Raw genomic sequence first — 22325 nt, forward strand, 5'->3', positions numbered from 1 at the left:
TCGATCAGCCCTTGGCCTGCTTCCAGCGCTGCAGCAGCGTGGCTTCCTGCTCGGCGCTGTAGGCCAGCTTCACGCGGCCCTTCTCCTCCTTGAGCTGGGTCTTGTACCAGGCCAGGGTGTCGGCCACGGTCTGCTCCACCGGGCGGAACTTCAGACCGGCCTTGACGGCGCGGGCAGTGCGCCAGGTGTGGAAGCCCTTGGTGTCGCCGAGGTAGGGCGCCCAGATGGGCATCTCCAGGTCCTCCTGCTTGGCCATGAACTCGCCGGGCACCCAGGTCACGCTGCCCGGTGTGCCGGCAGACTTCTGGCAGGCGGCGATCACGCGGCCCCAGCTCATGGGCTCGGCCGGGCCGACGGCATTGAACTGGCCCATGGTGCCGGTTTCCACCAGATGCACCAGCCAGGCGGCCAGGTCGCGCACGTCGATCAGCTGCAGCGGATCCGTGGGCGCGCCGGGCACGGCGATCTCGCCACCTTTGTCGAATCGCACCGGCCAGTAGGTGAAGCGGCCGGTGGGGTCGTCCGGGCCCACGATGTAGCCGGGGCGCACGATGGTGCTGCGGCCGGGCAGGGCCTTGGCCGCGGCGGCCTCGCAGGCGGCCTTGAGCCCGCCGTAGTTCTCGAAGTTCTTGCCCATGGTCTCGACCGTGGGGTCGGCCAGCACGGCCAGGGGCGTGTCCTCGTCACCGCCCACGGGCACGGGTTCCTTGTAGGCGCTGATGCTGGAGATGTAGATGTACTGCTTCACCCGCGGCGCCAGTAGCTGGGCGGAGGCGCCCACCATGCGGGGGTAGTAGCCGGAGTCGTCGATGACGGCATCCCATTCGCCCGTCTCCAGGGACTTCAGGCCCTCGCCCTTGAGCGGGTCGCGGTCGCCCTGGCGCTTCTCGACATCCGGGAAGAGGCCGGGCCGCGTGCGGCCGCGGTTGAACAGGGTCAAGACATGACCCCGTGCCTTGGCCACCTCGACGATGGCTGGGCCCAGGAAGCCCGTGCCGCCCAGGATCAGGATGCGCTTGGGCGCCGTGCGTGCCGGCGCTTCGCCGGCAGCGTGGGACAGGGGCAGCAGGCCGAGGGCGCCGAGGCCGGCGGTCCATTGCATGAGGTGTCGGCGGGAGGGGTTCATGAGGTTTCCTTTTCAGCAGAGGAGGGGGGCAGGACTCAGGAGCGCAGGGCCCCGGGAGCCTGAGCGGGGGCATTGCCGGGGGGCACATCGGGGCTTTGCGAAGCGTGGCGGCGTACCAGTTGCCCCAGCGAGCGGCCAGTCCAGATCCACAGGCCGGCGCAGCCCAGGGCGGCCATGCTCACGGGCAGGGCCAGCAGGCTCATCAGCGTGGGCGCCCAGACGCCCAGCACATCGCCCACGCGGTAGACGAAGGTGTCGATGAAGGGCTTGGACTTGTAGCGCTCCTCAGGCCCCAGCGGGATGTACAGCAGCTCGCGCGCCGGGCGGTCCACCGCATAGTGCAGGCCGCGGCGCAGCACCTGCACGGCGGCCAGCACCGCGAAACCGGGCCACAGGGCCAGGGCACCGAAGCCGGCAAGGGTCAGGGTGGGCAGCACCAGCAGCACGCCGCTCACGCCTATCCAGCGCAGCAGGCGGCCGGTCAGGAAGAGCTGGGTCAGCAGCGTCAGGGCATTGACCCACAGGTCCAGCCGCGCGAAGGCCGCGGTGCGCTCGGCGCTGCTGGCAAAGCTGCTGGCCACGATCTCGCCCTGGGTCAGGTAGAGAAAGGTCGAGGTCAGCGCATAGAGCAGCATGTAGAGGCACAGGGCCTGCAGATAGCGCGAGCCCGCGATGGCCCGCCAGCCTTCCAGGGCCGAGGGCCCGGGTTCGCGTTCGGGCTGGGCCTGTTCGGAGACGCCAAAGTGCCGCTCCAACACGCCCATGCAGACCACGGCGATCTCCAGCGCCAGGACGGACAGCCCCATCAAGGCGGCCGGCCCCAGCTGCAGGCCCCAGCTGCCGCGGCTCAGCGCATCGGTCAGCGCGGCACCGCCCATGGCGCCCAAGGTGCCGCCCATGGAGATCAGGCCGAAGAGGCGCCGGCCCTGTTCTTCGCGGAACACATCACTCATGAGGCTCCAGAACACCGAGACCACGAAGAGGTTGAAGACGCTCAGCCACACGTAGAAGGCATAGCCCAGCCACACGGCCCCGGGCCAGACCGTCATCAGGCCGACGAAGACCAGCAGATTGGCCGCGAAGAAATGCGAGACCGCCGGAATGAAGCGTCGGCGCGGCCAGCGCGATACCAGCTTGGCATAGAGCGGGTTGGCCACCAGCATCACCAGCAGGGTGACGCTCATGAGCCAGGGCAGCTTGTCCGCGCCCTTGGCGATGCCCATGGCCTCGCGCACCGGGCGCAGCAGGTAGTAGCTCAGCAACAGGAAGAAGAAGTAGGCGGCGGCCCACAGCAGGGCGCGGCCTTCACCGGGGCGGACCAGCACCAGACGTTGCAGAAGGGATCGTGAGGGATTCATGCGGGAGACCTTGGAGGCAGGGCGGCTGAGCTGCGGTGCCAGGCCCTGTCCGGCATTGAAGGCCGCTGGCGTGGACTTGTCCTGAAGTCATGCCGGCCTGGTGATGTCATTTGTTCTCAGTGTTTTCACGGTTGGCGGCGGCCGGCCGAGGGCGGCGGTTGCGCCTGGCTTGCAGCGGAGCTTTCTACAATCTGCGCCATGACTTCCTATTCCGTGGGCGTGCAGCCCCGTTGCTTCGCCCTGGTGCCCGCGGCCGGCGTGGGCAGCCGCTCAGGCGCCTCGCAACCCAAGCAGTACGTGCCGCTCGCGGGCCGCGCGCTGATGGCCCACACCCTGGACGCGCTGCAGGCCGTGCCGGGCCTGGACGCGACCCTGGTGGTACTGTCCCCCGAGGACGATCAGTTCGAGCAGGCCGTGCCCGGCTTCGCCGGCGAGCGCGCCTGGGTGGCGCGCTGCGGGGGCGCCAGCCGCGCCGAGAGCGTCGCCAACGGCCTGCTGGAACTGCAGGCCCGCGGCGCTCAGCCTCACGACTGGGTGCTGGTGCACGATGCCGCACGCTGCCTGCTGCAGCCCCAATGGGTGCAGGCCCTGATGGCCGCCTGTGCGGACGACGAGGTCGGCGGCCTGCTGGCCCTGCCCGTGGCCGACACACTCAAGGACGAACAGGACGGCCGCGTGCTGGCCACCGTGGACCGCCGCGGCAAGTGGGCCGCGCAGACGCCGCAGATGTTCCGCCTGGGCCTGCTGCAGCCCGCTCTGCGCCAGGTAGGAGACGCGGCCACCGATGAAGCCAGTGCCGTCGAGGCCCTGGGGCATCGACCCCGGCTGGTGGCGGCGTCGATGGAGAACTTCAAGGTGACGTACCCGGCGGACTTCGAGTTGGCCGAGCGCCTGCTGCGGAGCCGTGCGGGATGAGCCGACCTCTGCCCTGGCGTCGCGCGGCGCTGCTGCTGCTGGCCAGCGGCCTGAGCCTGCCGGCCCATGCGCACGGCGCCGGCCTGCTGCTGATGATGGTCGGGCTGCCGCTGCTGCTGGGCCTGTATGCCCTCGTGCTGGTGCGTGCGGCCTTCTTCGTGCCGCGGCCGCGGCGGGCGCGCGCCCTCGGCCTGACTCTCATGCTCGCGCCGCTGTGGGCGCTGCTTGCGGGCAGCCCCTTGCTGGACTATCGCCTCGAGATCGCCCTGCGCGAGTTCGAGGGTCGCTGGTCGCTGGGCGTGCCTGTGCTGCTGGCGGCGCTGAGCTGGCATCTTCAAAACCCCGTCATCCGGGCACCTCGCCCGCGTGGAAAGTGAGCTTCGAACCATGAATCCTCTGGACCTGCGCATCGGTGAAGGCTGGGACACCCACCAGCTCGTCACCGGCCGCCCGCTGATCCTCGGCGGCGTCACCATCCCGCATACCCACGGCCTGCTGGGCCATTCCGATGCCGACGCGCTGGCCCATGCCATCACCGACGCCCTGCTGGGCGCTGCGGCCCTGGGCGACATCGGCAAGCTCTTCCCCGACACGGCGGCCGAGTTCAAGAACGCCGACTCCATGGCGCTGCTGGCCGAGGCCCATCGCAAGGTGCGCGAGGCGGGCTGGGCCATCGTCAACATCGACACGACCATCGTCGCCCAGGCGCCCAAGATGGCGCCGCACATTCAGCCCATGCGCGAGCGCCTGGCTCAGGTGCTGAGCCTGCCGGTCGAACGCATCAACGTGAAGGCCAAGACGGCCGAAAAAATGGGCCCGGTGGGCGAGGGCCGTGCCATCGAGACGCGGGCGGTGTGCCTGCTGATGCGCGCGCCTGGCTGAGGCCGGATCGGCCTACTGCGCGCGGCGCAGGCGGATCTGGGTGACCAGGCCGCCGTCGTCCGCATTGCGCATGGAGAGCTTGCCGCCCTGGCGCTGCACGGACTTCTCCACGATGGCCAGGCCCAGGCCCGCGCCCGTGGCCGCCGTACGGGCGGCGTCGCCGCGGAAGAAGGGTGTGGTGAGCTTGTCCAGCTTGTCCTGGGGCACGCCGGGGCCATGGTCGCGCAGGGTGATCAGCACCTCGGCGCCCTGGACCTTGGCCGTCACCAGCATGAGGGTGGGCAGGTCCGGCAGATGGCCGTAGCGCCGCGCGTTCTCCATGATGTTCAGGAAGATGCGGCCCAGCTCGACTTCGTCCGCCCAGACCTTGATGTCGGCCGGCACATTGTTCTGGATGCGGATCTGGGACGGGTCGCGGAAGCCCTGGGCCTCGCGCTCGGCCACGTCGCGCAGCTTGATGGGGTGCAGGGCCAGCTCGCTGGGGCGGGCGTAGTCCATGAACTTGTTGATGATGGCGTCGAGCTGGTCAATGTCCTGCGCCATGTACTGGCGGGCCAGTTCGTCGGTGACGCTCATCTCGGCCTCCAGGCGCAGGCGGGCCAGGGGCGTGCGCAGGTCATGGGAGATACCGGCCAGCATCACGCTGCGGTCCTCTTCCATCTTGGCCAGGTCCCGGGCCATGCGATTGAAGCCCATGTTGACCTCGCGGATCTCGCTGGTCAGGGTGCTCTCGTCCAGGCGCGAGTCGTACTCGCCCTCGCGGATGCGGCCTGCCGCGGTGGCCAGCTCGCGCAGCGGGTGGTTGATCAGCCGTGCGATCAGGGCCGAGCCGAGGATGGTCACCAGCAGCGCGATCAGCAGCCACCACCAGTTGGCCGCGAGCTGAGCTGACATGGGCTCGGGGTTGGTGCGAAGCCAGTAGTGCTCGGTGTCGATGCTGAAGCGCACCCACAGGCCTGCTTCGCCGTTCAGGCTGCCGGCCACGACGGTGTCGCCGCCCAGGCGCTGCTGCAGGGCTTGCGCGAGCTTGCGGGTGAAGCCGCTGCTGCCGTAGTCCACCCATTGGTCGGTGGGCTCGGAGATCTCGACCTGGATGTCACGGCTGTGGGTCAGGGACTTGATCATGGCCACCCGGTTGACGCCGTCGGTGGTGGCCATGGCGGCGCGGCACAGGTTGACCAGACCCGCCAACTGATGGGCTGACTCCAGCGCGCGGGGCTCGGCATCCAGGGCGCGGAAAGTCAGCTGCCAGGCGAACACGGCGCCTGCCAGGAGTGCAGCCAGCAGCGCGAAGGTGCGCCAGAACAGGTTGAAGGCGAGGATCTTGGGCGGTTGCGGCATGGGCGCTCAGCCCGCCCGGCGGGCGGCGTCGTGCGAGCGCAGGCCTCCAGAGGCCTGCGTCGGCAGGGGAGGGATCAGCTGTTCTCGTCGGGCACGAAGACGTAGCCCACGCCCCAGACCGTCTGAATATAGCGGGGCTGGGCCGGGTCGGACTCCAGCAGCTTGCGCAGGCGCGAGATCTGCACGTCCAGGCTGCGGTCGAAGGGTTCGAACTCGCGGCCGCGAGCCAGCTGGGCCAGCTTGTCGCGCGAGAGCGGCTGTCGCGGGTGGCGCACCAGGGCCTTGAGCATGGAGAACTCGCCGGTGGTCAGGGGCAGGGGCTCGCCGTTCTTGGACAGGCGGCGCAGCGCCAGGTCGAACTCGAAGGGGCCGAAGCTCACCGTCATCGGCTCCTTGGACGGCGCGCCTGGCGCCTCCATGGCCGGCCGGCGGCGCAGCACAGCGTTGATGCGGGCCAGCAGCTCGCGCGGGTTGAAGGGCTTGGCGAGGTAGTCGTCGGCGCCCACTTCCAGGCCCACGATGCGGTCCACTTCCTCGACCTTGGCCGTCAGCATGATGATGGGCGTGCTGTCATTGGCGGCACGCAGGCGGCGGCAGATGGACAGGCCGTCCTCGCCGGGCATCATCAGATCCAGGACGATGAGGTCCACGGTCTCGCGAGTCAGCTGCTTGTTCAGCGCCTTGCTGTCCTCCGCCAGCAGGACCTCGAAGCCTTCCTGCGTCAGATAGCGGCGCAGCAGGTCGCGGATGCGGGCATCGTCATCGACGACGAGGATGCGGTTGGCGCGGGTACTGCTGCTCATGGGAGACTCCGAGAAATATGTAACAGCGCCATTGTGGGCCTGTTCACCGCATGAATCGCAACCGAATCAACAGTCGTTACGGTTTGGTAACAACTCAGGCCTGGCCCTGCCAACGAGGGGACGGCGCCTGGCGTTGAGGGCGGGGCAGGGGCCGTGCTGCTATGGTCGGAGCTGCCCTGATTTCAAGGTTTCCAAGGAGGATTGCATGAACAAGCGACTGCACCGTGCCGGCCTGGCCGGTCTCATCCTGGGCGCGGCCACACTGCCGGCGCTGGCCCAGCAGACATCCAGCCCGCTGCCCCGGGACCGTCTCAATCTCTCGGCCACGGCCAGTGTGGAGGTGGCGCGGGACACGCTGGGCGTGGTCTTCTCCACTAGCAAGGACGGCAGCAATGCCGCCGCGGTGCAGCTGGCGCTCAAGCAGGCCCTGGATGCCGCGCTGGCTGAGGCGAGGAAGATTGCCAAGCCCGGCCAGGTCGAGGTTCAGACGGGCAATTTCTCCATGTACCCGCGCTACGGCAGCAAGAACGGCCAGACCTACATCAATGGCTGGCAGGGCTCGGCCGAGCTGATGGTGGAGGGCAAGAACATCAGCGCCATCTCCGAGCTCACCGGCCGCATCAGCACCATGAGCATTGCGCGAGTGGGCTACAGCCTCTCCAAGGAAGCCCGGGAGCAGCAGGAGAGCACGGTCGTGGCCCAGGCCATCGCCCAGTTCAAGGCGCGGGCGGCGGAGTACGCGAAGCAGTTCGGCTTCAGCGCCTATGACATCGGCGAGGTCAGCGTGAACACGCAGGACGCCGCGCCCATGCCCATGGCCGCGCCCTCGTTGCGCATGAAGGCCGCCGGTGCGTCCATGGACGAAGCCCTGCCGGTGGAGGCCGGCAAGGCGACGGTGAGCGTCAGTGTCAATGGCTCCGTCGTGATGAAGCGCTGAGGGTGCCGGGCCGCCAGCAGCGACATGCTGCGGCCTTGCCCCGCTTACTGGGCGGTCCAGCCACCGTCCAGGCTCCAGGCCTGGCCGCGCACATTGGCCGCGGCCTCGGAGCACAGGAAGACCGTCAGCGCGCCCAACTGCTCGGGCGTGGTGAACTGCAGCGAGGGCTGCTTGTCGGCCAGCAGGCGGCGCTTGGCCTCCTCGTTGTCCACGCCATCGGCCGCGGCGCGCGCGTCCACCTGCTTCTGCACCAGGGGCGTCAGCACCCAGCCGGGGCAGATGGCGTTGACCGTCACCGGGCTGGTAGCCGTCTCCAGGGCCACGGACTTGGTGAAACCCACCAGGCCATGCTTGGCCGCCACATAGGCCGACTTCTGCGCGGAGGCCACCAGGCCGTGCACCGAGGCCACGTTGATGACGCGGCCCCAGCCTTTCCTGAGCATGGTCGGCAGGGCCAGGCGGGTGGTGTGGAAGGCCGAGCTGAGGTTGATGGCGATGATGGCGTCCCAGCGCTCGGGCGGGAAGTCCTGGACCGGCGCCACGTGCTGGATGCCGGCGTTGTTCACGAGGATGTCCACACCGCCGAACTCGCGCTCGGCGTAGGCCATGAGCTCGTTGATCTCGGCGGCCTTGCTCATGTCGGCACCGTGGTAGCCCACCTTCACGCCCAGCGCGGCTACTTCGGCCTTGGGTCCCTCGGCATCACCGAAGCCATTGAGCACGATGTTCACGCCCTCGCGGGCCAGCGCCAGGGCGATGCCCAGCCCGATGCCGCTGGTGGAACCTGTGACCAGGGCGGTCTTGCCTTTCAACATGTGAATTCCTTTCGTGGGTCTGCGTGCACTTCAGGGTGCGGGCTCGCACGCCAGGGCAGAATGCCGTCAACGCCCTCGCGGGCTTTCGGAATCCCGGGGACGGCCCCGGCGCTTTCGCGTGAGGATACAAACAATGTCTGAACCGCTGCTGAATACCCTGCGCTGCATCAGCGCCACCGGCCTGCACCGCATGGCCTACTGGGAGTGGGGCGCCCGTGACAATCCCCGGGTGCTGGTCTGCGTGCACGGCCTGGCCCGCCAGGGCCGGGACTTCGACCGCCTGGCCCGCCATCTCAGCCGCGACTACCGCGTGATCTGCCCCGATGTGGTCGGCCGTGGTCGCAGCGACTGGCTCAAGAACCCCGCTGCCTATCAGGTCCCGACCTATGTGGCCGACATGGTCACTCTCGTCGCCCGGCTGGACGTGGAGCAGGTGGACTGGGTGGGTACCTCCATGGGCGGCCTGATCGGTCTGGCCCTGGCCTCGCTGCCGGACACGCCCGTCCGCCGCCTGGTGCTCAATGACGTAGGCCCCAGCATCGAGCCCGCGGCCCTGATGCGCATCGGCAGCTACCTCGGCCAGCCCCTGCGCTTCCGGACGGTGGAGGAGGGCGCGGCCTATCTGCGCACCATCTCCGCGGGCTTCGGCCCCATCAATGACGAGGACTGGCTGGCGCTGTCCCGCCCCATGTTCCGGCCAGAGTCCGGACCCGAAGGCGATCAGCTCAAGCTGCACTACGACCCCGCCATTGCGCAGGCCGTGGCCGCCGTCACGCCCGAGATCGCCAAGATGGCGGAGCAGATGCTCTGGGCCGGCTATGACAGCCTGCGCATGCCCACGCTGCTGATCCGCGGGGCAGAGTCGGACCTGCTCTCCCGCGCCACCGCCGAGGCCATGACTCAGCGCGGCCCGCGAGCCGAGCTGGTGGAGATTGCGGGGGCAGGTCATGCCCCCATGTTCAGCGACGAGGCCCAGATCGCCGTCGTCGAGGAGTTCCTGAAGCGCGCATGAAGACCGGAGTTTCCGTTCACCCCGCCGAGCATGCGGCGCCCATCGTGGCGCTGGCCGATGCCGACCTGCCGGCCGCCCTGCCGGGCGCCGATCCGCAGGCCGAGGGGGCTCCCCTGCTGCCCGTGGCCCGGGCGCGTGCCTTCGCCGAGCCTCTGTTGCGCGGTCAGCCCCTGGACACGGGTGAGGATGCGCTGGCCCATGCCGACGGCGTGGCGGCCTTGCTCGCTGGCGTCGGCGCTGCACCTGCCATGCAGGCCGCGGCCTACCTCGTCTATGCGGGCGATTTCCTCAACAAGCCCGAGGAGATCGTCACCAAGGCCTTCGGAGAGAGCTACGCCAGCCTTGTGACGCACACCCGCAAGCTGGTGCAGATCCAGCGGGCGGCCCGGGAGGCCCTGGTCGAGGAGGAGCAGCGCCAGCAGCAGACCGAGCGCGTGCGCAAGATGCTGCTGGCCTTCTCGCGCGATCTGCGCGTGGTGCTGCTGCGCCTGGCCTCGCGCCTGCAGACCCTGCGCTACTACGCCGCCAGCAAGAAGCCCTGCCCGCAGGCGCTGGCGACAGAGTCCCTGCACGTGTTCGCGCCCCTGGCCAACCGCCTGGGCATCTGGCAGATCAAGTGGGAGCTGGAGGACCTGTCCTTCCGCTTCCTGGAGCCCGAGACCTACAAGGCCATCGCCAAGAGCCTGGACGAGAAGCGCCTGGAGCGCGAGGTCAATGTCGAGTTCGCCCGCGTGGCACTGGTGCAGGAGCTGCGGCAGCTCGGCATCGAGGCCGAGGTGCAGGGCCGGCCCAAGCATCTCTACAGCATCTGGAAAAAGATGCAGGGCAAGAGTCTGAGCCTGGAGCGCGTCTTCGACCTCCGTGCCCTGCGCGTCATCGTCAAGGACGTGGCGGACTGCTACGCCGTGCTGAGCCATCTGCATGAGAAGTACCAGCCCGTGGCCGGCGAGTTCGACGACTACATCGCCAAGCCCAAGCCCAACGGCTACCAGTCCCTGCACACCGTGGTGCGTGGCGCGGACGACAAGGCCATGGAGGTGCAGATCCGCACCCGTGCCATGCACGAGCATGCCGAGCACGGCGTGGCGGCTCACTGGGCCTACAAGGAGGCTGGCACCAAGGGCTATGCCGGCGTGGCCGCCGCGGGAGACTTCGAGGAGCAGGTCGCGCAGGCCCGCAAGGCCGTGCTGCGCCAGTTGCTGGCCTGGGAGCGCGACTATGTCAGCAACGAGGCGCAGGGTGTCTTTGACGACCGCATCTACGTCTTCACGCCGCAGTCTGCCGTGGTGGAGCTGACGGCGGGTTCGACGCCCGTGGACTTCGCCTACGCCGTGCACACCGACCTCGGCCACCGCTGCCGCGGCGCCAAGGTGGACGGCCAGATGGTGCCCTTGAATACGCCGCTGCAAAGCGGGCAGACCATCGAGATCAGCGCACTCAAGGAAGGCGGCGGGCCTTCGCTGGACTGGCTCAATCCAGAGCTGGGTTATCTGCAGAGCCAGCGCAGCCGCGCCAAGGTCCGGGCCTGGTTCAATGCCCAGGCCCAGGCGCAGACCGTGGCCAAGGGCCGCGAGCTGGTCGAGAAGCTGCTGCAGCGCGAGGGCCGCACGGCTGTCAAGCTGGAGGACCTGGCCTCGCGCCTGGGCTTCAAGAATGCCGATGCCCTGTTCGAGGTCGTGGGCAAGGACGAATACTCGCTGCGCAATATCGAGCTGCTGCTGCGCCCGCAGGAGCAGCAGCCAGAGACCGACGAGCAACTGGCCCTGCGCCGTACCAAGGCCGGCAGCAAGGGTGCAGGGCAGGGCGGCGTGCTGGTGGTGGGGGTGGACTCGCTGCTGACCAATCTGGCGCGCTGCTGCCGCCCGGCTCCGCCGGACGAGATCAGTGGCTACGTGACCCGCGGCAAGGGCGTGGCCATCCACCGCTGCGACTGCAGCAACTTCCGCGAGATGGCTCAGCGCGCGCCCGAGCGCGTGATCGCCGTCACCTGGGGCGAACAGTCCGGCAAGGGCGGGCAGGGCCTGGCCTATCCGGTGGACGTCATCATCGACGCCATGGAGCGCCAGCACCTGCTGCGCGACGTGCTGGAAGTCTTCGCCAAGGAGAAGCTCAACGTCACTGCCATGAACCTGCAGCCCAGCAAGCAGAGCAAGGGCTCCAACAGCTGGATCAGCCTGACGGTGGAAGTCAGCGACTCCAGCCGCCTGTCCAAGGTGCTGCAGGCGGTGACGCAGGTCAGCGGCGTGCGCAGTGCGCGGCGGCGTTGAGTGCGTAGGCCCTGCAGCTCAGGCGAGCAACGCCACCGAGAGACCGTCTCAGGAGCCTGCATGAAGAAAATTTCGAGAATCTAGACAAACCCGAAAATTCCATGCTATAGTGCGAAGCTCTTCAGGCGCGTAGCTCAGTTGGTTAGAGCACCACCTTGACATGGTGGGGGTCGTTGGTTCGAATCCAATCGCGCCTACCAGATTCTGGTAGGCCTCGTCTTCGGCGAGGAATCCAAAAGAAGCCCGGTAACTGCATAGGTTGCCGGGCTTTTTGCTTTGCTCTGCTTTACGTTGACTTGCGCTGCTCCGGGCCCATGACCCACTCCCGAGCCTCGGCAAGCCCTGCACAGCCTCACTGGAGGCCGCCTGGCTGCCGGTTTGTCCCGTAACGGCGGGTCTGCCTGGGCTGCGGTGCAGTCCGGTCATGAAAAAGCCCGACGTGCTTGAATGCGCCGTCGGGCCTTTTGCTGTGTGCGGTGGCGTAGCCCGTCGTGGTACGGGCTCGCTCTTGGGTGTGTTCAGCCCTTCACGCGCGCGCTGCGGGCGATGGCCTCTGCTTGCGGCAGGTAGGCGCCGAAGAAGCGCAGGCGCGGCGCGGCGTAGTTCACCAGGAAGAGGTCGCCATTCTTGATGGCGCCCCAACCCACGCCCTGCAGGCGCACATCGTCGATCTTGCGGGTCAGCGTGTACTCGAAGCGGAAACCCTTGGTGCCGACGAATTCCGTGGGCGCGATCTTCTCAAGGGTGAAGGCGGAGCCATCGCGGGTCATGAGGCTCTGGAACAGGGCCACGACCTGCTCGGGCTGCATGCCGGACTTGAAAACCAGCGGCGCCGCGTCCTTCTGGCCGCTCAGTTGCGGCGCCAGCAGGGCGCCGTCGCGGATGCCGACGTAGAACTGCAGGGCGTCGATGGTGATGCCTTCCTTGGTCCAGGTCGGGGTGTTGTCGCCCATGCCTGTGCCGAACTGGTTCCAAGGGCTGTCAATGGTGACGGCCAGGCGCTCCTTAATGGTGACGTCACCCACCTCGACCTTCTGCACGGCGGCACATCCGGCCAGCGCCAGGGCGGCGCACAGCAGCCATGCGCGTCGGACGGCGCCTTGTTGTGGCTTGTTCATGTCAGTTCCCTCCTTCTTGGATATAGGTCTTGATGAGCGCAGCGTCCGGTGCATCGGGTGCGCGCTGGAGATACGTGGCAAAGGCCGTGCCGGCCTTGCTGCTGTCCTGCTGCTGCAGCAGATAGCCCAGGCTGCGATGCGCCTGCGCTGGTTCGCTGCCCAGTTGGATGGCCTGCTGCAGGTCCTGCAGGGCCAGCTCCCGGTCCTGCTCCGCTGCACGCAAGCGCCGGGCTTCGGCGCGGAAAAAATAGAGGTCCGCTGACCTGGGGTCGCGGGCCAGCATCTTGTCCAGCAACACCAGGGACATGCCGTACTGCCCACGCTTCAGCTCATCTTCCATGAGAGAGAAGCGATGCGGCGCCAGGCGCTGTTCAAAGGCCTCCTGCCCGATGACGCCGCCGCCGCAGGCTGCCGCGAGTTGGCGCAGCTTGTCACTGCGCTCGACGGAGGGCGGGTGGCTGGCGAACAGGCTTCGCTCCGAACTGCCACCGCCATGCGCGGCGGCCATTTCCTGGCCTACGTAGTCCCAGATCTTCCAGGCTTCCCGCAGGTCGTAGCCGGCCTCGTGCATCAGCTGCAGGCCGATGATGTCGGCTTCGCGTTCGTGATCGCGACTGAAGGACTGGATGCTGGCGGCCAGGGCCAACTGCCCAAGCGCGCCGGCCAGACCGAAGAGGCCGATGAAGGCGCTCGTTGCCGCCTTGTCCTTGAGGTCGCGCACCCGTTGCAGGGTGTGGCGCTGCAGGTAGTGTCCGATCTCATGGCCCAGCACGGCTGCAAGCTGGGCTTCGTTGTCCACGCGCAGCAGCAGGCCGCTCCAGATCTGCAGCATGCCGTTGGGCGCCATGCTGGCGTTGAAGAAGGGCGTGCGGACGGGGTAGACGCGCAGGTCGGGCGCATGGCTTCCTGCCAGCTTGTTGGCCACGCTGCGCAGATAGGCCAGCAACTCCGGATCCTTCATCAGGAAGGGGCTGCGGCGCACCTTGGTCTCTTCGCGGTCCATCAGGGCCCACAGCCCCCCTTCGTCCGAGCTCAGCTCGGGTTTGGGAAAGCGCTCGGGCCGGGACCACTCCGCCAGTGGCGCGGGCCCGAGCTCGCTCGAGGCATGCGCCCAAGCGGGCGCCGCTGCGCACAGCCCGCAGGCGGCACGCAGCCAGGTTCGTCGCTGCATCATGGCGCTGTGCTGGGGAATCCGGTCAGCAGCTGGGAGATGGTCTCGGAGGCCGCTTTCGGCTCGCGCAGGTCACCCGAGCCCCGTGCGAGCTTGTTGAACCACAGCACCGTGCCGGTCTGGAGGTCAACCAGGGAGGCGTGGCCGATCTGGATGCCGCCGCTGAGGCCGACGCCCAGCAGTGCCATGCCCACCATGGCAGCCTTGCGTGCGGCGCTGGCATAGCTGTCGCGGACCCAGATGAACAGGCCGTAGCGGGCGCCCGTCTTGGTCTGCAGCGCCTGCATGGCGTCGCCGAAGGTCCAGTCCAGCTTGCCTTCCTTGCTGGGGAGCGCCCAGGCGCCGCCCGTGGCGTGGTGCAGGTTGATGGAGCGAGCGACGGCTGCCTGCAGGCCGATGAGCTCGGCGAATTCATCGGCGTCGGCCTCAGCCATGGCCTGCGTCTTGAGCCCCAGCCGGCTCGTGCTGCCCGACAGGGCGGTCTTCATGTGCTCGTGAGCCGAGGCGGTCCAGTCTGCCTTGGGCTCGGCCACACCACCTGCCGACAGTTCGAACAGCTCCACGTCGATGGGCATGAGCACCACCGAGCTGTCCTTCTGCAGGCTCACGAAGCCAGGGGCCAGGAACTTGGCATCGGCTGCCTGGGCTGATGGCGCCAATGCCGCGAGCGCGGCAAAGGCGAGAATGGCGCTGGATGTGGCCGCGCGCAGGCGGCGCCAGTGAAATTGCATGGTGACTCCCTCTTCAAAGGCGGCCCCGGCGCTTGGGGGGGGCTTAGAGCCGTTGTTGTTGATCTGTCGGCTGAAACTGGCGGCGGATGTTAGCAAACGTATGGGTCGTTTGGTGTCGAGACAGACCCTGAGGAGGCGCACTCGCATCGGCACGGCGGGGCAGGCCCCGCTGTGGTCTGCGGCGCTGGCGGGCATTGATGCGAAGATGGGCCGCTCCGTGAGCTCCTGCGTCCTGTTCGGCTTTGCATGACCCGATGAATCAATCCCCTGGCAATTCGCGCGCATGGCTGCGTCGGCGGCCGCTGCTGGCTTTGCTGCCGGCCCTCCTGGCAGGCATGGCTGCGCCGGCGCGGGCCGCGCTGCCGGATACCGTCGTGCAGCTCAAGCCTTCCGTGCTGATGGTGGGCACCTATTCGGAGACCGACACCCCGCGCTTCAACTTCCGCGGCACTGGCTTCGCGGTGCTTGAGGGGCGCCATGTGCTCACCAATGCGCATGTGATCCCGGAAGCTGCGGCGCTGGTCGATGGGCGGCGCCTCGTGGTGCAAGTGCCCGAGGGCAAGGGCAAGTGGAGCCAGCGCACGGCCATGGTGGTGGCTCAGGACGTGAGCCGGGACCTGGCGCTGATCAGCATCGAGGGCGCGCCGGTGAAGCCGCTGCGCCTGGCCTCGGCAGAGCAGTTGCGCGAGGGCATGGACATCGCTCTGATGGGCTTCCCCTTGGCTGGCGCCGTGGGCTACACGGCCGTGACGCACCGGGGTGTGCTGGCGGCCATGACCGATGTCGTGCTGCCGCCGCCGGTGGCACAGGCCTTGTCGCCGCGTGCCATCCGGCAGTTGCGCGACGGCGGCTTCCAGGTGATGCAGCTGGACGTGACGGCCTATCCGGGCAACAGCGGCGGGCCGGTCTTTGAGCCGGAGAGCGGCCTGGTCCTGGGTGTGGTGAGCATGGTGCTGATCAAGGGCACGCGGGAGTCCGCGCTCAGCTCGCCGACTGGCATCACCTATGCCATTCCGGCCGATGTGGCGGCGGAGTTCGTTCGGAGCAGCAAGCCCTGAATTGGCGTGGGCGCCCGGCGGGTGCCTGCTGAATGCGCTCGGAGCCCGCAAGGCCATTGCCTCCCCCCCGAACGACGGGGAAAACCCGTCCGGGGGCGCGGCGGGGGCGCTCCTAGAATCTTCGCTCTCGTTCAAGGAGTTTCCATGGTCACTGCCCGTCGCGGCAAGGCGTCATCCACGCAGGATCCGGCCGGCAAGGCAGGCCCGCGCGTGCTCAAGAAGTACCCCAACAGGCGTCTCTACGACACCCAGACCAGCAGCTACATCACCCTGGCCGATGTCAAGGCCATGGTGTTGCAGGGGCAGATCTTCGAGGTGCGCGACGCCAAGACCGGCGATGACCTGACACGCTCCATCCTGCTGCAAATCATCCTGGAGGAGGAGACCGGCGGCGTGCCCATGTTCTCCACCCAGATCCTGGAGCAGATCATCCGCTTCTACGGCCACGCCATGCAGGGCGTGATGGGTGCCTACCTGGAAAAGAACCTGCAGACCTTTACTGATCTGCAGCACAGCTTCGTCGAGCAGAGCAAGGGCCTGCCCTTCAGCCCCGAGCTCTGGACGCAGTTCCTCAGCGGCCAGACGCCCGCCATGCAGGGCCTGATGGGTAGCTACATGGAGCAGAGCAAGAACCTGCTGACCCAGATGCAGGAGCAAATGCAGCAGGCGGGGGCGATGTTCCCCGGCATGCCGGGCATGCCGGGGTTTGGCGGCAAGAAGTAGGCCTCCCAGGCGCCGCAGCGCAGATGCTGGCACCAAGAAGTCATCAAGTCGTGGCCATTTGATGGCGCAGTGAGCGGGCGGCGTGAGTGCCACACGCGCCACCGCCTAAAATCGCGGGATGAGCGCATCCACCTCCACGGGCCAAGAGGCCGTCGCGGCCACGGCCGCCCCCAAGATCGGCTTCGTCAGCCTCGGCTGCCCCAAGGCCCTGACCGACTCCGAACTCATCCTCACCCAGCTGCGGGCCGAGGGCTATGACACCTCCAAGACCTTTGCCGGCGCGGATCTGGTGATCGTCAACACCTGCGGCTTCATCGACGATGCCGTCAAGGAAAGCCTGGACACCATCGGTGAGGCCCTGGCCGAAAACGGCAAGGTCATCGTCACCGGCTGCCTGGGAGCCAAGAGCGGCGCGAACACCGACAACCTCGTGCGCGAGGTCCACCCCAGCGTGCTGGCCGTCACCGGCCCTCATGCCACGCAGGAGGTGATGGACGCCGTGCATCTGCATGTGCCCAAGCCCCATGACCCCTTCATCGACTTGGTGCCGGCCCAGGGCATCAAGCTCACGCCCAAGCACTACGCCTATCTGAAGATCAGTGAGGGCTGCAACCACCGCTGCTCCTTCTGCATCATCCCCAGCATGCGTGGGGACCTGGTTTCGCGCCCCATCGGTGATGTGCTGAACGAGGCCCGCGCGCTGTTCGAGGCCGGTGTGAAGGAACTGCTGGTCATCAGCCAGGACACCAGTGCCTATGGCGTGGACGTGAAGTACCGCACTGGCTTCTGGGACGGCAAGCCCGTCAAGACCCGCATGTTCGACCTGGTCGCCCAACTGGGCGAGCTGGCCAAGCAGCACGGCGCCTGGGTGCGCCTGCACTACGTCTACCCCTATCCGCACGTGGACGAGGTGCTGCCGCTGATGGCCGAAGGCCTGATCCTGCCCTACCTGGACGTCCCCATGCAGCATGCGCACCCTGACGTGCTCAAGCGCATGAAGCGCCCGGCCAATGGCGAGAAGAACCTGGAGCGCATCCAGGCCTGGCGTGCCGTGTGCCCGGACATCGTCATCCGCTCCACCTTCATCGCGGGCTTCCCCGGCGAGACCGAGGCCGAGTTCCAGTACCTGCTGGATTTCATGAAGGAAGCCCGCATCGACCGCGCCGGCTGCTTCGCCTACTCGCCCGTGTCCGGCGCTTCCGCCAACGAGCTGCCCGGCGCGCTGCCCGACGAAGTGCGCCAGGAGCGTCAGGCCCGCTTCATGGAAGTGGCCGAGGCGGTCTCCATTGACAAGCTGCGCAGCCGCATCGGCGCCACCATGCAGGTGCTGGTCGACTCTGCCCCGGCCCTGGGCCGCAAGGGCGGCGTGGGCCGCAGCTATGCCGATGCGCCGGAGATCGACGGCACCGTGCGCCTGCTGCCGCCCGAGAAGGCCAGCAAGACGCTCAAGGTGGGCGAGTTCACCCGCGCCCGCATCGTGGCAGCCGAAGGCCATGACCTGATCGGCATGCCCATCTGAGGGCTGCTTCTTGCGCCGCGCCGGGCTGCCCCGGGCGGCGCCCTTCTCCAGGGCCCGTGTCCGGCCAGCCTGGTCGGGTCCGCAACACTGCCTCCCGCCCATGAAGCCCAAGCGCGCCATTGCCACCGAGCAGATCCACCACCCCTACCAGCCGCCCGAGGGCTGGGCCGCCATGCCGGTGGGCGTCTTCAAGGCCTCCACCGTGCTGTTCAAGGACACGGCGGACCTGCACACCTACCGCCCCCGCGACGGCAAGAGCTATCGCTATGGCCTGCACGGCACGCCCACTTCCTACACGCTGGCCGCGCGCCTGGCCACGCTGGAGGGCGCGGAGCACTGCCTGCTGACGCCCAGCGGCCTTTCCGCCATCACAGTGGTCAGCCTGGCTCTGCTGCAGCCGGGCGATGAGGTGCTGATCCCCGACAACGTCTACGGCCAGAATCGCCATCTCTGCGCCAGCTTCCTGCCGCGGCTGGGCATCACGCACAAGGTCTATGACCCGCTGGATGTCCCCGCCTTCGAGGCCCTGCTGGGCGAGAACACGCGCCTGGTCTGGTTGGAGGCAGCGGGCTCCATCACGCTGGAGTTTCCGGATCTCATCGGCCTGATCCGCGCCTGCAAAGCCCGTGGCATCACCACCGCGCTGGACAACACCTGGGGTGCCGGCGTGGCCTTCAAGCCCTTTGACCTGCTGCCGGACCGCGAGCCGGGCTTAGGCGTGGACATCTCGATGCAGGCCCTCACCAAATACCCCTCGGGCGGTGCCGACGTGCTGATGGGCGCGGTCTACACCCGCGACCAGGCCCTGCACGACCGCCTCAATGACTGCCACGAGCACCTGGGCTATGGCCTGGGTCAGAACGATGTGGAGCTGGTGCTGCGCGGCCTGCCCACGCTGGAGTTGCGCTACCGCGCCCAGGACGCCAGCTCCCGCCAGTTGGCCCGCTGGATGCAGACCCAGTCGCAGGTGGCTCAGGTATTGCACCCGGCGCTGCCGGGCTCGCCGGGCCATGCCCACTGGTGCGAGCTGAGCGCGGGCGGCGCGGCCTGCCTGTTCTCGGCCGTGTTCCAGCCGCAGTACAGCGCGGCGCAGGTCGATGCCTTCGTGGATGCGCTGGAGCTCTTCGGCATCGGCTACTCCTGGGCTGGACCCATGAGTCTGGCTGTGCCCTACAACATGAGCCGCAGCCGTTCCCTGGGGCTGCCCTACGAGGCGGGGCACATCGTGCGCTTCGCCATCGGCCTGGAGGCGGCGGACGACCTGCAGGCGGACCTGGCTCAGGCGCTCAGGCGCCTGGGCTGAGCGCTTCTGTGGCTTCAGGGGCCGCGCCGGGGTCGAAGCCGGCCGCGGCGAAGTCCCGCGCCAGCCGGGCGCGCCAGGCGATCTTGTCGGTGTCGGGTGCGAAGCTCGCTGCCAGGCTGTTGTCCAGCAGGCGATGCCACTCGGCCAGCCCCAACTGCGGCAGCGCGCGGACGCAGGCCTCGATGTTGTCCATGAGGTAGCCGCCGAAGTAGGCCGGGTCGTCGGCATTGACCAGGGCGCACAGGCCCTCGGCCAGCAGTTGCGGCAGGCAGTGCTCCTCAAGGCGCTGCACCACGCGCAGCTTGACGTTGGACAGCGGGCAGACCGTCAGCGGCGTGCCCGCCTGGCGCAGGTGGGCGACGAGGGCCGCGTCTTCCAGGCAGCGCACGCCGTGGTCGATGCGCTCGGCGTGCAGGCTCCGCAGCGCATCCCAGATATAGGCCGGCGGACCTTCCTCGCCGGCATGGGCCACCCGGTGCAGGCCCAGGGCGCCCGCGGCGGCGAACACCATGGCGAACTGCTCGGGCGGATGGCCCAGCTCGCTGCTGTCCAGGCCGACGCCCAGCAGGTCCTCGCGGTAGGGCTTCAGGGCCTCCAGCGTGTCCAGGGCGGCCTCCTCGCTGAGGTGGCGCAGGAAGCAGGGAATGAGACCCACGCTGAGCCCCAGCTCCCCCCGCGCCCGTGCGATGGCAGCCTGCAGACCCTGCATCACGAGGGGCAGCGGCACGCCGCGGTCGGTGTGCGTCTGGGGGTCGAAGAAGATCTCGCAGCGCACGCAGCCGTCGGCCCTGGCGCGCTGGAAGTAGGCCCAGGCCAGGTCCTCGAAATCGCGCGCCTGCAGCAGCACGCTGGCCCCGGCGTAGTAGAGGTCCAGGAAGCTCTGGAGGTTCTGGAAGTCGTAGGCCCGGCGCAGCGTGGCGACGTCGGGGTAGGGCAGGGCGATGCCGTTGCGCTGCGCCAGGGCGAACATCATCTCGGGCTCCAGTGAGCCTTCGATGTGAAGGTGCAGCTCGGCCTTGGGCGCATGGCGCAGCAGGGCTAGCAGGGTGTCCGTGGGGAGGCTGGGATGGGGCATGGCTGTCCTCCAGGAGGGATGGGGACAGTATGGGCCGGATGCGGCGCCGCGGGTGTGTCCGTTGGCGTCAGTCCTTGGCGGGGCCGCCGACCTTGTGGCGCATCAGCCGCCCCTTCTCGCGCTCCCAGTCGCGCTTCTTCTCGGTCTCGCGCTTGTCATGCTGGGCCTTGCCCTTGGCCAGGGCGATCTCGACCTTCACCCGCCCGTCCTTGTAGTGCAGGTTCAGCGGCACGATGGTGTAGCCGCGCTGCTCCACCTTGCCGATGAGGCGGCGGATCTGCTCCTTCTTCATCAGCAGCTTGCGCGTGCGGTCGGCCAGGGGGTTGACGTGGGTCGAGGCGGTGCGCAACGGGTTGATGCGGCAGCCGATCAGGAAGAGCTCGCCGTCCTTGATCAGCACATAGCCGTCGGGCAGCTGGACCTGGCCTTCGCGGATGGCCTTGACCTCCCAGCCCTCCAGCACGATGCCGGCTTCGTACTGCTCTTCGATGTGGTACTCAAATCGGGCGCGGCGGTTTTCAGCGATGGACATGGAGACTCATTCGGGCCGCGGGCGGCCAATACAATCCCGGCATTGTATGAAGCATGTGAAGAAGTCCGTTCTGCTCTGGTACACGCCCCAGGAAATGCACGACCTGGTGACGGCCATTTCCCGCTATCCCGAGTTCCTGCCCTGGTGCGATCGCGCCGAGGTGCTGGAGACGCACGAGGATGGCGTCACGGCGCGCGTGGGCCTGTCCATTGCCGGGGTGCGGCAGTCCTTCTCGACGCGCAACACGCACGAGGGGCATGAGCGCGTGGCCATGCGCCTGGTCGACGGGCCCTTCTCCGTGCTGGAGGGCGACTGGACCTTCCTTCCGCTGAGCGCCGCGCCAGGGCAGCCGCCGCAGGCCTGCAAGGTCGAGTTCGAGCTGCACTACGCCTTCTCCAGCGCCGCCCTCGAGGCGGTGGTGAGCCCGGTCTTCGACCGCATCGCCGCGACCTTCGTGGATTCCTTCGTCAAGCGTGCCGAGGTGGTCTATGGCCCCCGCTGAGCCGGCCGCGCTTCACATCGAACTCGTCTGGAGCCCTCGGCCGGGCTGCGTGCTGACAGAGCGGCTGCTACTGGCTGAGGGCAGCACGCTGGCACAGGCGCTGGACGCATCGCCCCGCTTCGTCGCCGATCGCGCGGGGCTGGAGGCGGCGGGGCCGCTGTCTGTTGGTGTATGGGGGCGTGTCCAGCCTCTGGATGCCACCCTCAGGACGGGTGATCGCGTGGAGGTCTACCGTGCCCTGACGGTGGATCCCAAGGAGGCGCGGCGGCTGCGTTACCGGGCTACTGGACGGCGTATCGTCTCGCGGCACCGCCCCCTGGCAGGCAAGACCAGCGCCTGAACAGCACCGACGGCAGCCTCAGCGGCATTCGCTCTTGACGATGCCCTGTACGCGCTCGCGTTCGGCGGCGCGTTGCTTGTCGTCCATGAAGCTGCGCTCGCCCGCTTCGTTCATGGTGGCTACGCGCATGCCTGAGTCCATGAGTGCCAGGCTCTGGCGGGCGCGGGCGCAGTTCCCGGCGCGTGCTGCAGCCAGCTTCTGCTCTTCGGCGGCCTTCTTGGCCTGGGCCTGTTCTGCCTCCTTCTTGGCCTTGCTCTGCTGCTCGGCCTCCTTTTTGGCGGCGGCCTCGGTCGCGGCATTGGCCGAGGCTGCGGCTGCGGCGCTGGCCGCCGCGGCCTGGGCCGAGCCGTAGGGGACCACGGTAGCTCGGGCGCCAGGTGGGCGCAGCAGCACGTCCTTGTCTGGCACGCTGGAGGGCGGCGGAAGGTCGCTGTACTGGATCTTGCCGCTGGCGTCCTTCCATTTCCACTGTGCCTCGGCGGCAGGGCCGAGCAGCAGCAGTGCGCTCAATGACAGCAGTTGAAGGCAGGGGGAGAGGCGCAACGACATGTCAGTTCTTTTCCAAGTCAATCCCACAAAGTGTATGGCGGGCCCGAAGGCTTGGCCTCCCAGCCAGCTTATGCAGTTGTCAGCGAATGTGAAACTGCCTTGACGCTAGTGGCGGGCTGTGGTGAAGCCAAGGCCATAGTTCACGACTGCCCCCGCTTCGCTCAAGGCTGGTGGTCACTGCGCCCGGTTTTCACGGTCGGTGAGGCAGTCCTGGCGCGACTTCCCTATAATGCCGCTTTGCGTCTGGA

At 68.1% G+C, this 22325-nt stretch carries 23 protein-coding genes and 1 tRNA gene; 13 read left to right on the plus strand and 11 right to left on the minus strand.

Going from position 1 to position 22325, the window contains the following annotated elements:
* Positions 1–4 precede the first annotated feature (4 nt).
* Positions 5–1126, minus strand: a complete 1122-nt coding sequence (locus tag ACS5PK_RS00700; protein ID WP_439438362.1) for a hypothetical protein — start codon at positions 1124–1126, stop codon at positions 5–7.
* Between the two features lie 35 nt (positions 1127–1161).
* A complete protein-coding gene (locus ACS5PK_RS00705) occupies positions 1162–2484 on the minus strand; it encodes an NTP/NDP exchange transporter (protein WP_439438363.1) in 1323 nt (440 codons plus the stop codon).
* 198 nt (positions 2485–2682) lie between these two features.
* Here ACS5PK_RS00705 and ispD point away from each other — a divergent pair, with 198 nt between their 5' ends.
* Genes ispD through ispF form a run of 3 tightly spaced genes read left to right on the plus strand, consistent with a single transcriptional unit; the run spans position 2683 to position 4281 of the window.
* Complete coding sequence (ispD, locus tag ACS5PK_RS00710; protein ID WP_439438364.1) at positions 2683–3399, plus strand: 2-C-methyl-D-erythritol 4-phosphate cytidylyltransferase; 717 nt, start codon at positions 2683–2685, stop codon at positions 3397–3399.
* Entirely contained in the window at positions 3396–3776 is a 381-nt protein-coding gene (locus tag ACS5PK_RS00715) for a hypothetical protein (RefSeq protein ID WP_439438365.1), read from the plus strand. Before ispD ends, ACS5PK_RS00715 begins: the two co-directional genes overlap by 4 nt.
* 10 nt (positions 3777–3786) lie before the next feature.
* A complete protein-coding gene (gene ispF, locus ACS5PK_RS00720) occupies positions 3787–4281 on the plus strand; it encodes a 2-C-methyl-D-erythritol 2,4-cyclodiphosphate synthase (protein ID WP_439438366.1) in 495 nt (164 codons plus the stop codon).
* A 12-nt stretch (positions 4282–4293) separates the two neighbouring features.
* On the opposite strand, the gene ACS5PK_RS00725 is transcribed toward ispF, so the two are convergent.
* Positions 4294–5622, minus strand: coding sequence for an ATP-binding protein (locus ACS5PK_RS00725; protein WP_439438367.1), 1329 nt, complete (start codon positions 5620–5622; stop codon positions 4294–4296).
* Positions 5623–5696: 74 nt separating this feature from the next.
* A complete protein-coding gene (ompR, locus tag ACS5PK_RS00730; RefSeq protein ID WP_183104246.1) occupies positions 5697–6425 on the minus strand; it encodes an osmolarity response regulator transcription factor OmpR in 729 nt (242 codons plus the stop codon).
* Between the two features lie 205 nt (positions 6426–6630).
* Here ompR and ACS5PK_RS00735 point away from each other — a divergent pair, with 205 nt between their 5' ends.
* On the plus strand, positions 6631–7362 hold the full coding sequence (locus tag ACS5PK_RS00735; RefSeq protein WP_439438368.1) for an SIMPL domain-containing protein: 732 nt from the start codon (positions 6631–6633) through the stop codon (positions 7360–7362).
* Between the two features lie 44 nt (positions 7363–7406).
* Here the strand turns inward: ACS5PK_RS00735 and ACS5PK_RS00740 are convergent, their stop codons facing one another.
* A complete protein-coding gene (locus ACS5PK_RS00740; protein ID WP_439438369.1) occupies positions 7407–8177 on the minus strand; it encodes a 3-hydroxybutyrate dehydrogenase in 771 nt (256 codons plus the stop codon).
* 133 nt (positions 8178–8310) lie between these two features.
* On the opposite strand from ACS5PK_RS00740, the gene ACS5PK_RS00745 reads away from it, so the two are divergent.
* The 3 genes from ACS5PK_RS00745 to ACS5PK_RS00755 all read left to right on the plus strand — a co-directional run bounded on the left by ACS5PK_RS00745 (position 8311) and on the right by ACS5PK_RS00755 (position 11656).
* Positions 8311–9189, plus strand: a complete 879-nt coding sequence (locus ACS5PK_RS00745; protein ID WP_439438370.1) for an alpha/beta fold hydrolase — start codon at positions 8311–8313, stop codon at positions 9187–9189.
* Positions 9186–11456 carry a RelA/SpoT family protein gene (locus ACS5PK_RS00750; RefSeq protein ID WP_439438371.1) on the plus strand — a complete coding sequence of 757 codons (2271 nt, stop codon included), beginning with the start codon at positions 9186–9188 and terminating at the stop codon, positions 11454–11456. The genes ACS5PK_RS00745 and ACS5PK_RS00750 overlap by 4 nt, the downstream gene beginning before the upstream one ends.
* 123 nt (positions 11457–11579) lie before the next feature.
* A tRNA-Val gene (locus ACS5PK_RS00755) sits at positions 11580–11656 on the plus strand.
* Between the two features lie 318 nt (positions 11657–11974).
* Here the strand turns inward: ACS5PK_RS00755 and ACS5PK_RS00760 are convergent.
* From ACS5PK_RS00760 to ACS5PK_RS00770, 3 genes are read right to left on the minus strand one after another with little or no spacing between them, the layout of a single operon-like run.
* Positions 11975–12574: a hypothetical protein gene (locus tag ACS5PK_RS00760; RefSeq protein ID WP_439438372.1), complete on the minus strand. Its 600-nt coding sequence runs from the start codon at positions 12572–12574 to the stop codon at positions 11975–11977.
* Position 12575: 1 nt separating this feature from the next.
* Complete coding sequence (locus ACS5PK_RS00765) at positions 12576–13748, minus strand: M48 family metalloprotease (protein WP_439438373.1); 1173 nt, start codon at positions 13746–13748, stop codon at positions 12576–12578.
* Positions 13745–14476, minus strand: coding sequence for a hypothetical protein (locus ACS5PK_RS00770; RefSeq protein WP_439438374.1), 732 nt, complete (start codon positions 14474–14476; stop codon positions 13745–13747). Before ACS5PK_RS00770 ends, ACS5PK_RS00765 begins: the two co-directional genes overlap by 4 nt.
* A gap of 254 nt (positions 14477–14730) precedes the next feature.
* Here ACS5PK_RS00770 and ACS5PK_RS00775 point away from each other — a divergent pair, with 254 nt between their 5' ends.
* The 4 genes from ACS5PK_RS00775 to ACS5PK_RS00790 all read left to right on the plus strand — a co-directional run bounded on the left by ACS5PK_RS00775 (position 14731) and on the right by ACS5PK_RS00790 (position 19079).
* Positions 14731–15534, plus strand: coding sequence for a S1C family serine protease (locus ACS5PK_RS00775; protein ID WP_439438375.1), 804 nt, complete (start codon positions 14731–14733; stop codon positions 15532–15534).
* 144 nt (positions 15535–15678) lie between these two features.
* A complete protein-coding gene (gene phaR, locus ACS5PK_RS00780) occupies positions 15679–16257 on the plus strand; it encodes a polyhydroxyalkanoate synthesis repressor PhaR (protein ID WP_439438376.1) in 579 nt (192 codons plus the stop codon).
* 118 nt (positions 16258–16375) lie between these two features.
* On the plus strand, positions 16376–17776 hold the full coding sequence (gene rimO, locus ACS5PK_RS00785) for a 30S ribosomal protein S12 methylthiotransferase RimO (protein ID WP_439438377.1): 1401 nt from the start codon (positions 16376–16378) through the stop codon (positions 17774–17776).
* A gap of 100 nt (positions 17777–17876) precedes the next feature.
* Positions 17877–19079 carry a PLP-dependent transferase gene (locus tag ACS5PK_RS00790; RefSeq protein ID WP_439438378.1) on the plus strand — a complete coding sequence of 401 codons (1203 nt, stop codon included), beginning with the start codon at positions 17877–17879 and terminating at the stop codon, positions 19077–19079.
* On the opposite strand, the gene ACS5PK_RS00795 is transcribed toward ACS5PK_RS00790, so the two are convergent.
* Both ACS5PK_RS00795 and smpB read right to left on the minus strand, forming a co-directional pair.
* Positions 19063–20154: an adenosine deaminase gene (locus ACS5PK_RS00795; RefSeq protein WP_439438379.1), complete on the minus strand. Its 1092-nt coding sequence runs from the start codon at positions 20152–20154 to the stop codon at positions 19063–19065. The genes ACS5PK_RS00790 and ACS5PK_RS00795 overlap by 17 nt on opposite strands.
* Positions 20155–20221: 67 nt before the next feature.
* A complete protein-coding gene (gene smpB / locus ACS5PK_RS00800) occupies positions 20222–20686 on the minus strand; it encodes an SsrA-binding protein SmpB (RefSeq protein WP_439438380.1) in 465 nt (154 codons plus the stop codon).
* 46 nt (positions 20687–20732) lie between these two features.
* On the opposite strand from smpB, the gene ACS5PK_RS00805 reads away from it, so the two are divergent.
* On the plus strand, positions 20733–21188 hold the full coding sequence (locus ACS5PK_RS00805; protein ID WP_439438381.1) for a type II toxin-antitoxin system RatA family toxin: 456 nt from the start codon (positions 20733–20735) through the stop codon (positions 21186–21188).
* Entirely contained in the window at positions 21175–21528 is a 354-nt protein-coding gene (locus tag ACS5PK_RS00810; RefSeq protein ID WP_439438382.1) for an RnfH family protein, read from the plus strand. The genes ACS5PK_RS00805 and ACS5PK_RS00810 overlap by 14 nt, the downstream gene beginning before the upstream one ends.
* Positions 21529–21546: 18 nt before the next feature.
* Here ACS5PK_RS00810 and ACS5PK_RS00815 read toward each other — a convergent pair whose 3' ends face one another.
* Positions 21547–22077, minus strand: coding sequence for a DUF4124 domain-containing protein (locus ACS5PK_RS00815; protein ID WP_439438383.1), 531 nt, complete (start codon positions 22075–22077; stop codon positions 21547–21549).
* Positions 22078–22325: the final 248 nt, after the last annotated feature.

Source organism: Roseateles sp. DB2, from assembly GCF_051857535.1.
Lineage (GTDB): Bacteria > Pseudomonadota > Gammaproteobacteria > Burkholderiales > Burkholderiaceae_C > Roseateles_B.

Bases quoted from the DNA above. Each gene is read 5' to 3' on its own strand.
- ACS5PK_RS00700 (WP_439438362.1), bottom strand. From the start codon at position 1,126: ATGAACCCCTCCCGCCGACACCTCATGCAATGGACCGCCGGCCTCGGC.
- ACS5PK_RS00705 (WP_439438363.1), bottom strand. From the start codon at position 2,484: ATGAATCCCTCACGATCCCTTCTGCAACGTCTGGTGCTGGTCCGCCCC.
- ispD (WP_439438364.1), top strand. From the start codon at position 2,683: ATGACTTCCTATTCCGTGGGCGTGCAGCCCCGTTGCTTCGCCCTGGTG.
- ACS5PK_RS00715 (WP_439438365.1), top strand. From the start codon at position 3,396: ATGAGCCGACCTCTGCCCTGGCGTCGCGCGGCGCTGCTGCTGCTGGCC.
- ispF (WP_439438366.1), top strand. From the start codon at position 3,787: ATGAATCCTCTGGACCTGCGCATCGGTGAAGGCTGGGACACCCACCAG.
- ACS5PK_RS00725 (WP_439438367.1), bottom strand. From the start codon at position 5,622: ATGCCGCAACCGCCCAAGATCCTCGCCTTCAACCTGTTCTGGCGCACC.
- ompR (WP_183104246.1), bottom strand. From the start codon at position 6,425: ATGAGCAGCAGTACCCGCGCCAACCGCATCCTCGTCGTCGATGACGAT.
- ACS5PK_RS00735 (WP_439438368.1), top strand. From the start codon at position 6,631: ATGAACAAGCGACTGCACCGTGCCGGCCTGGCCGGTCTCATCCTGGGC.
- ACS5PK_RS00740 (WP_439438369.1), bottom strand. From the start codon at position 8,177: ATGTTGAAAGGCAAGACCGCCCTGGTCACAGGTTCCACCAGCGGCATC.
- ACS5PK_RS00745 (WP_439438370.1), top strand. From the start codon at position 8,311: ATGTCTGAACCGCTGCTGAATACCCTGCGCTGCATCAGCGCCACCGGC.
- ACS5PK_RS00750 (WP_439438371.1), top strand. From the start codon at position 9,186: ATGAAGACCGGAGTTTCCGTTCACCCCGCCGAGCATGCGGCGCCCATC.
- ACS5PK_RS00760 (WP_439438372.1), bottom strand. From the start codon at position 12,574: ATGAACAAGCCACAACAAGGCGCCGTCCGACGCGCATGGCTGCTGTGC.
- ACS5PK_RS00765 (WP_439438373.1), bottom strand. From the start codon at position 13,748: ATGATGCAGCGACGAACCTGGCTGCGTGCCGCCTGCGGGCTGTGCGCA.
- ACS5PK_RS00770 (WP_439438374.1), bottom strand. From the start codon at position 14,476: ATGCAATTTCACTGGCGCCGCCTGCGCGCGGCCACATCCAGCGCCATT.
- ACS5PK_RS00775 (WP_439438375.1), top strand. From the start codon at position 14,731: ATGAATCAATCCCCTGGCAATTCGCGCGCATGGCTGCGTCGGCGGCCG.
- phaR (WP_439438376.1), top strand. From the start codon at position 15,679: ATGGTCACTGCCCGTCGCGGCAAGGCGTCATCCACGCAGGATCCGGCC.
- rimO (WP_439438377.1), top strand. From the start codon at position 16,376: ATGAGCGCATCCACCTCCACGGGCCAAGAGGCCGTCGCGGCCACGGCC.
- ACS5PK_RS00790 (WP_439438378.1), top strand. From the start codon at position 17,877: ATGAAGCCCAAGCGCGCCATTGCCACCGAGCAGATCCACCACCCCTAC.
- ACS5PK_RS00795 (WP_439438379.1), bottom strand. From the start codon at position 20,154: ATGCCCCATCCCAGCCTCCCCACGGACACCCTGCTAGCCCTGCTGCGC.
- smpB (WP_439438380.1), bottom strand. From the start codon at position 20,686: ATGTCCATCGCTGAAAACCGCCGCGCCCGATTTGAGTACCACATCGAA.
- ACS5PK_RS00805 (WP_439438381.1), top strand. From the start codon at position 20,733: ATGAAGCATGTGAAGAAGTCCGTTCTGCTCTGGTACACGCCCCAGGAA.
- ACS5PK_RS00810 (WP_439438382.1), top strand. From the start codon at position 21,175: ATGGCCCCCGCTGAGCCGGCCGCGCTTCACATCGAACTCGTCTGGAGC.
- ACS5PK_RS00815 (WP_439438383.1), bottom strand. From the start codon at position 22,077: ATGTCGTTGCGCCTCTCCCCCTGCCTTCAACTGCTGTCATTGAGCGCA.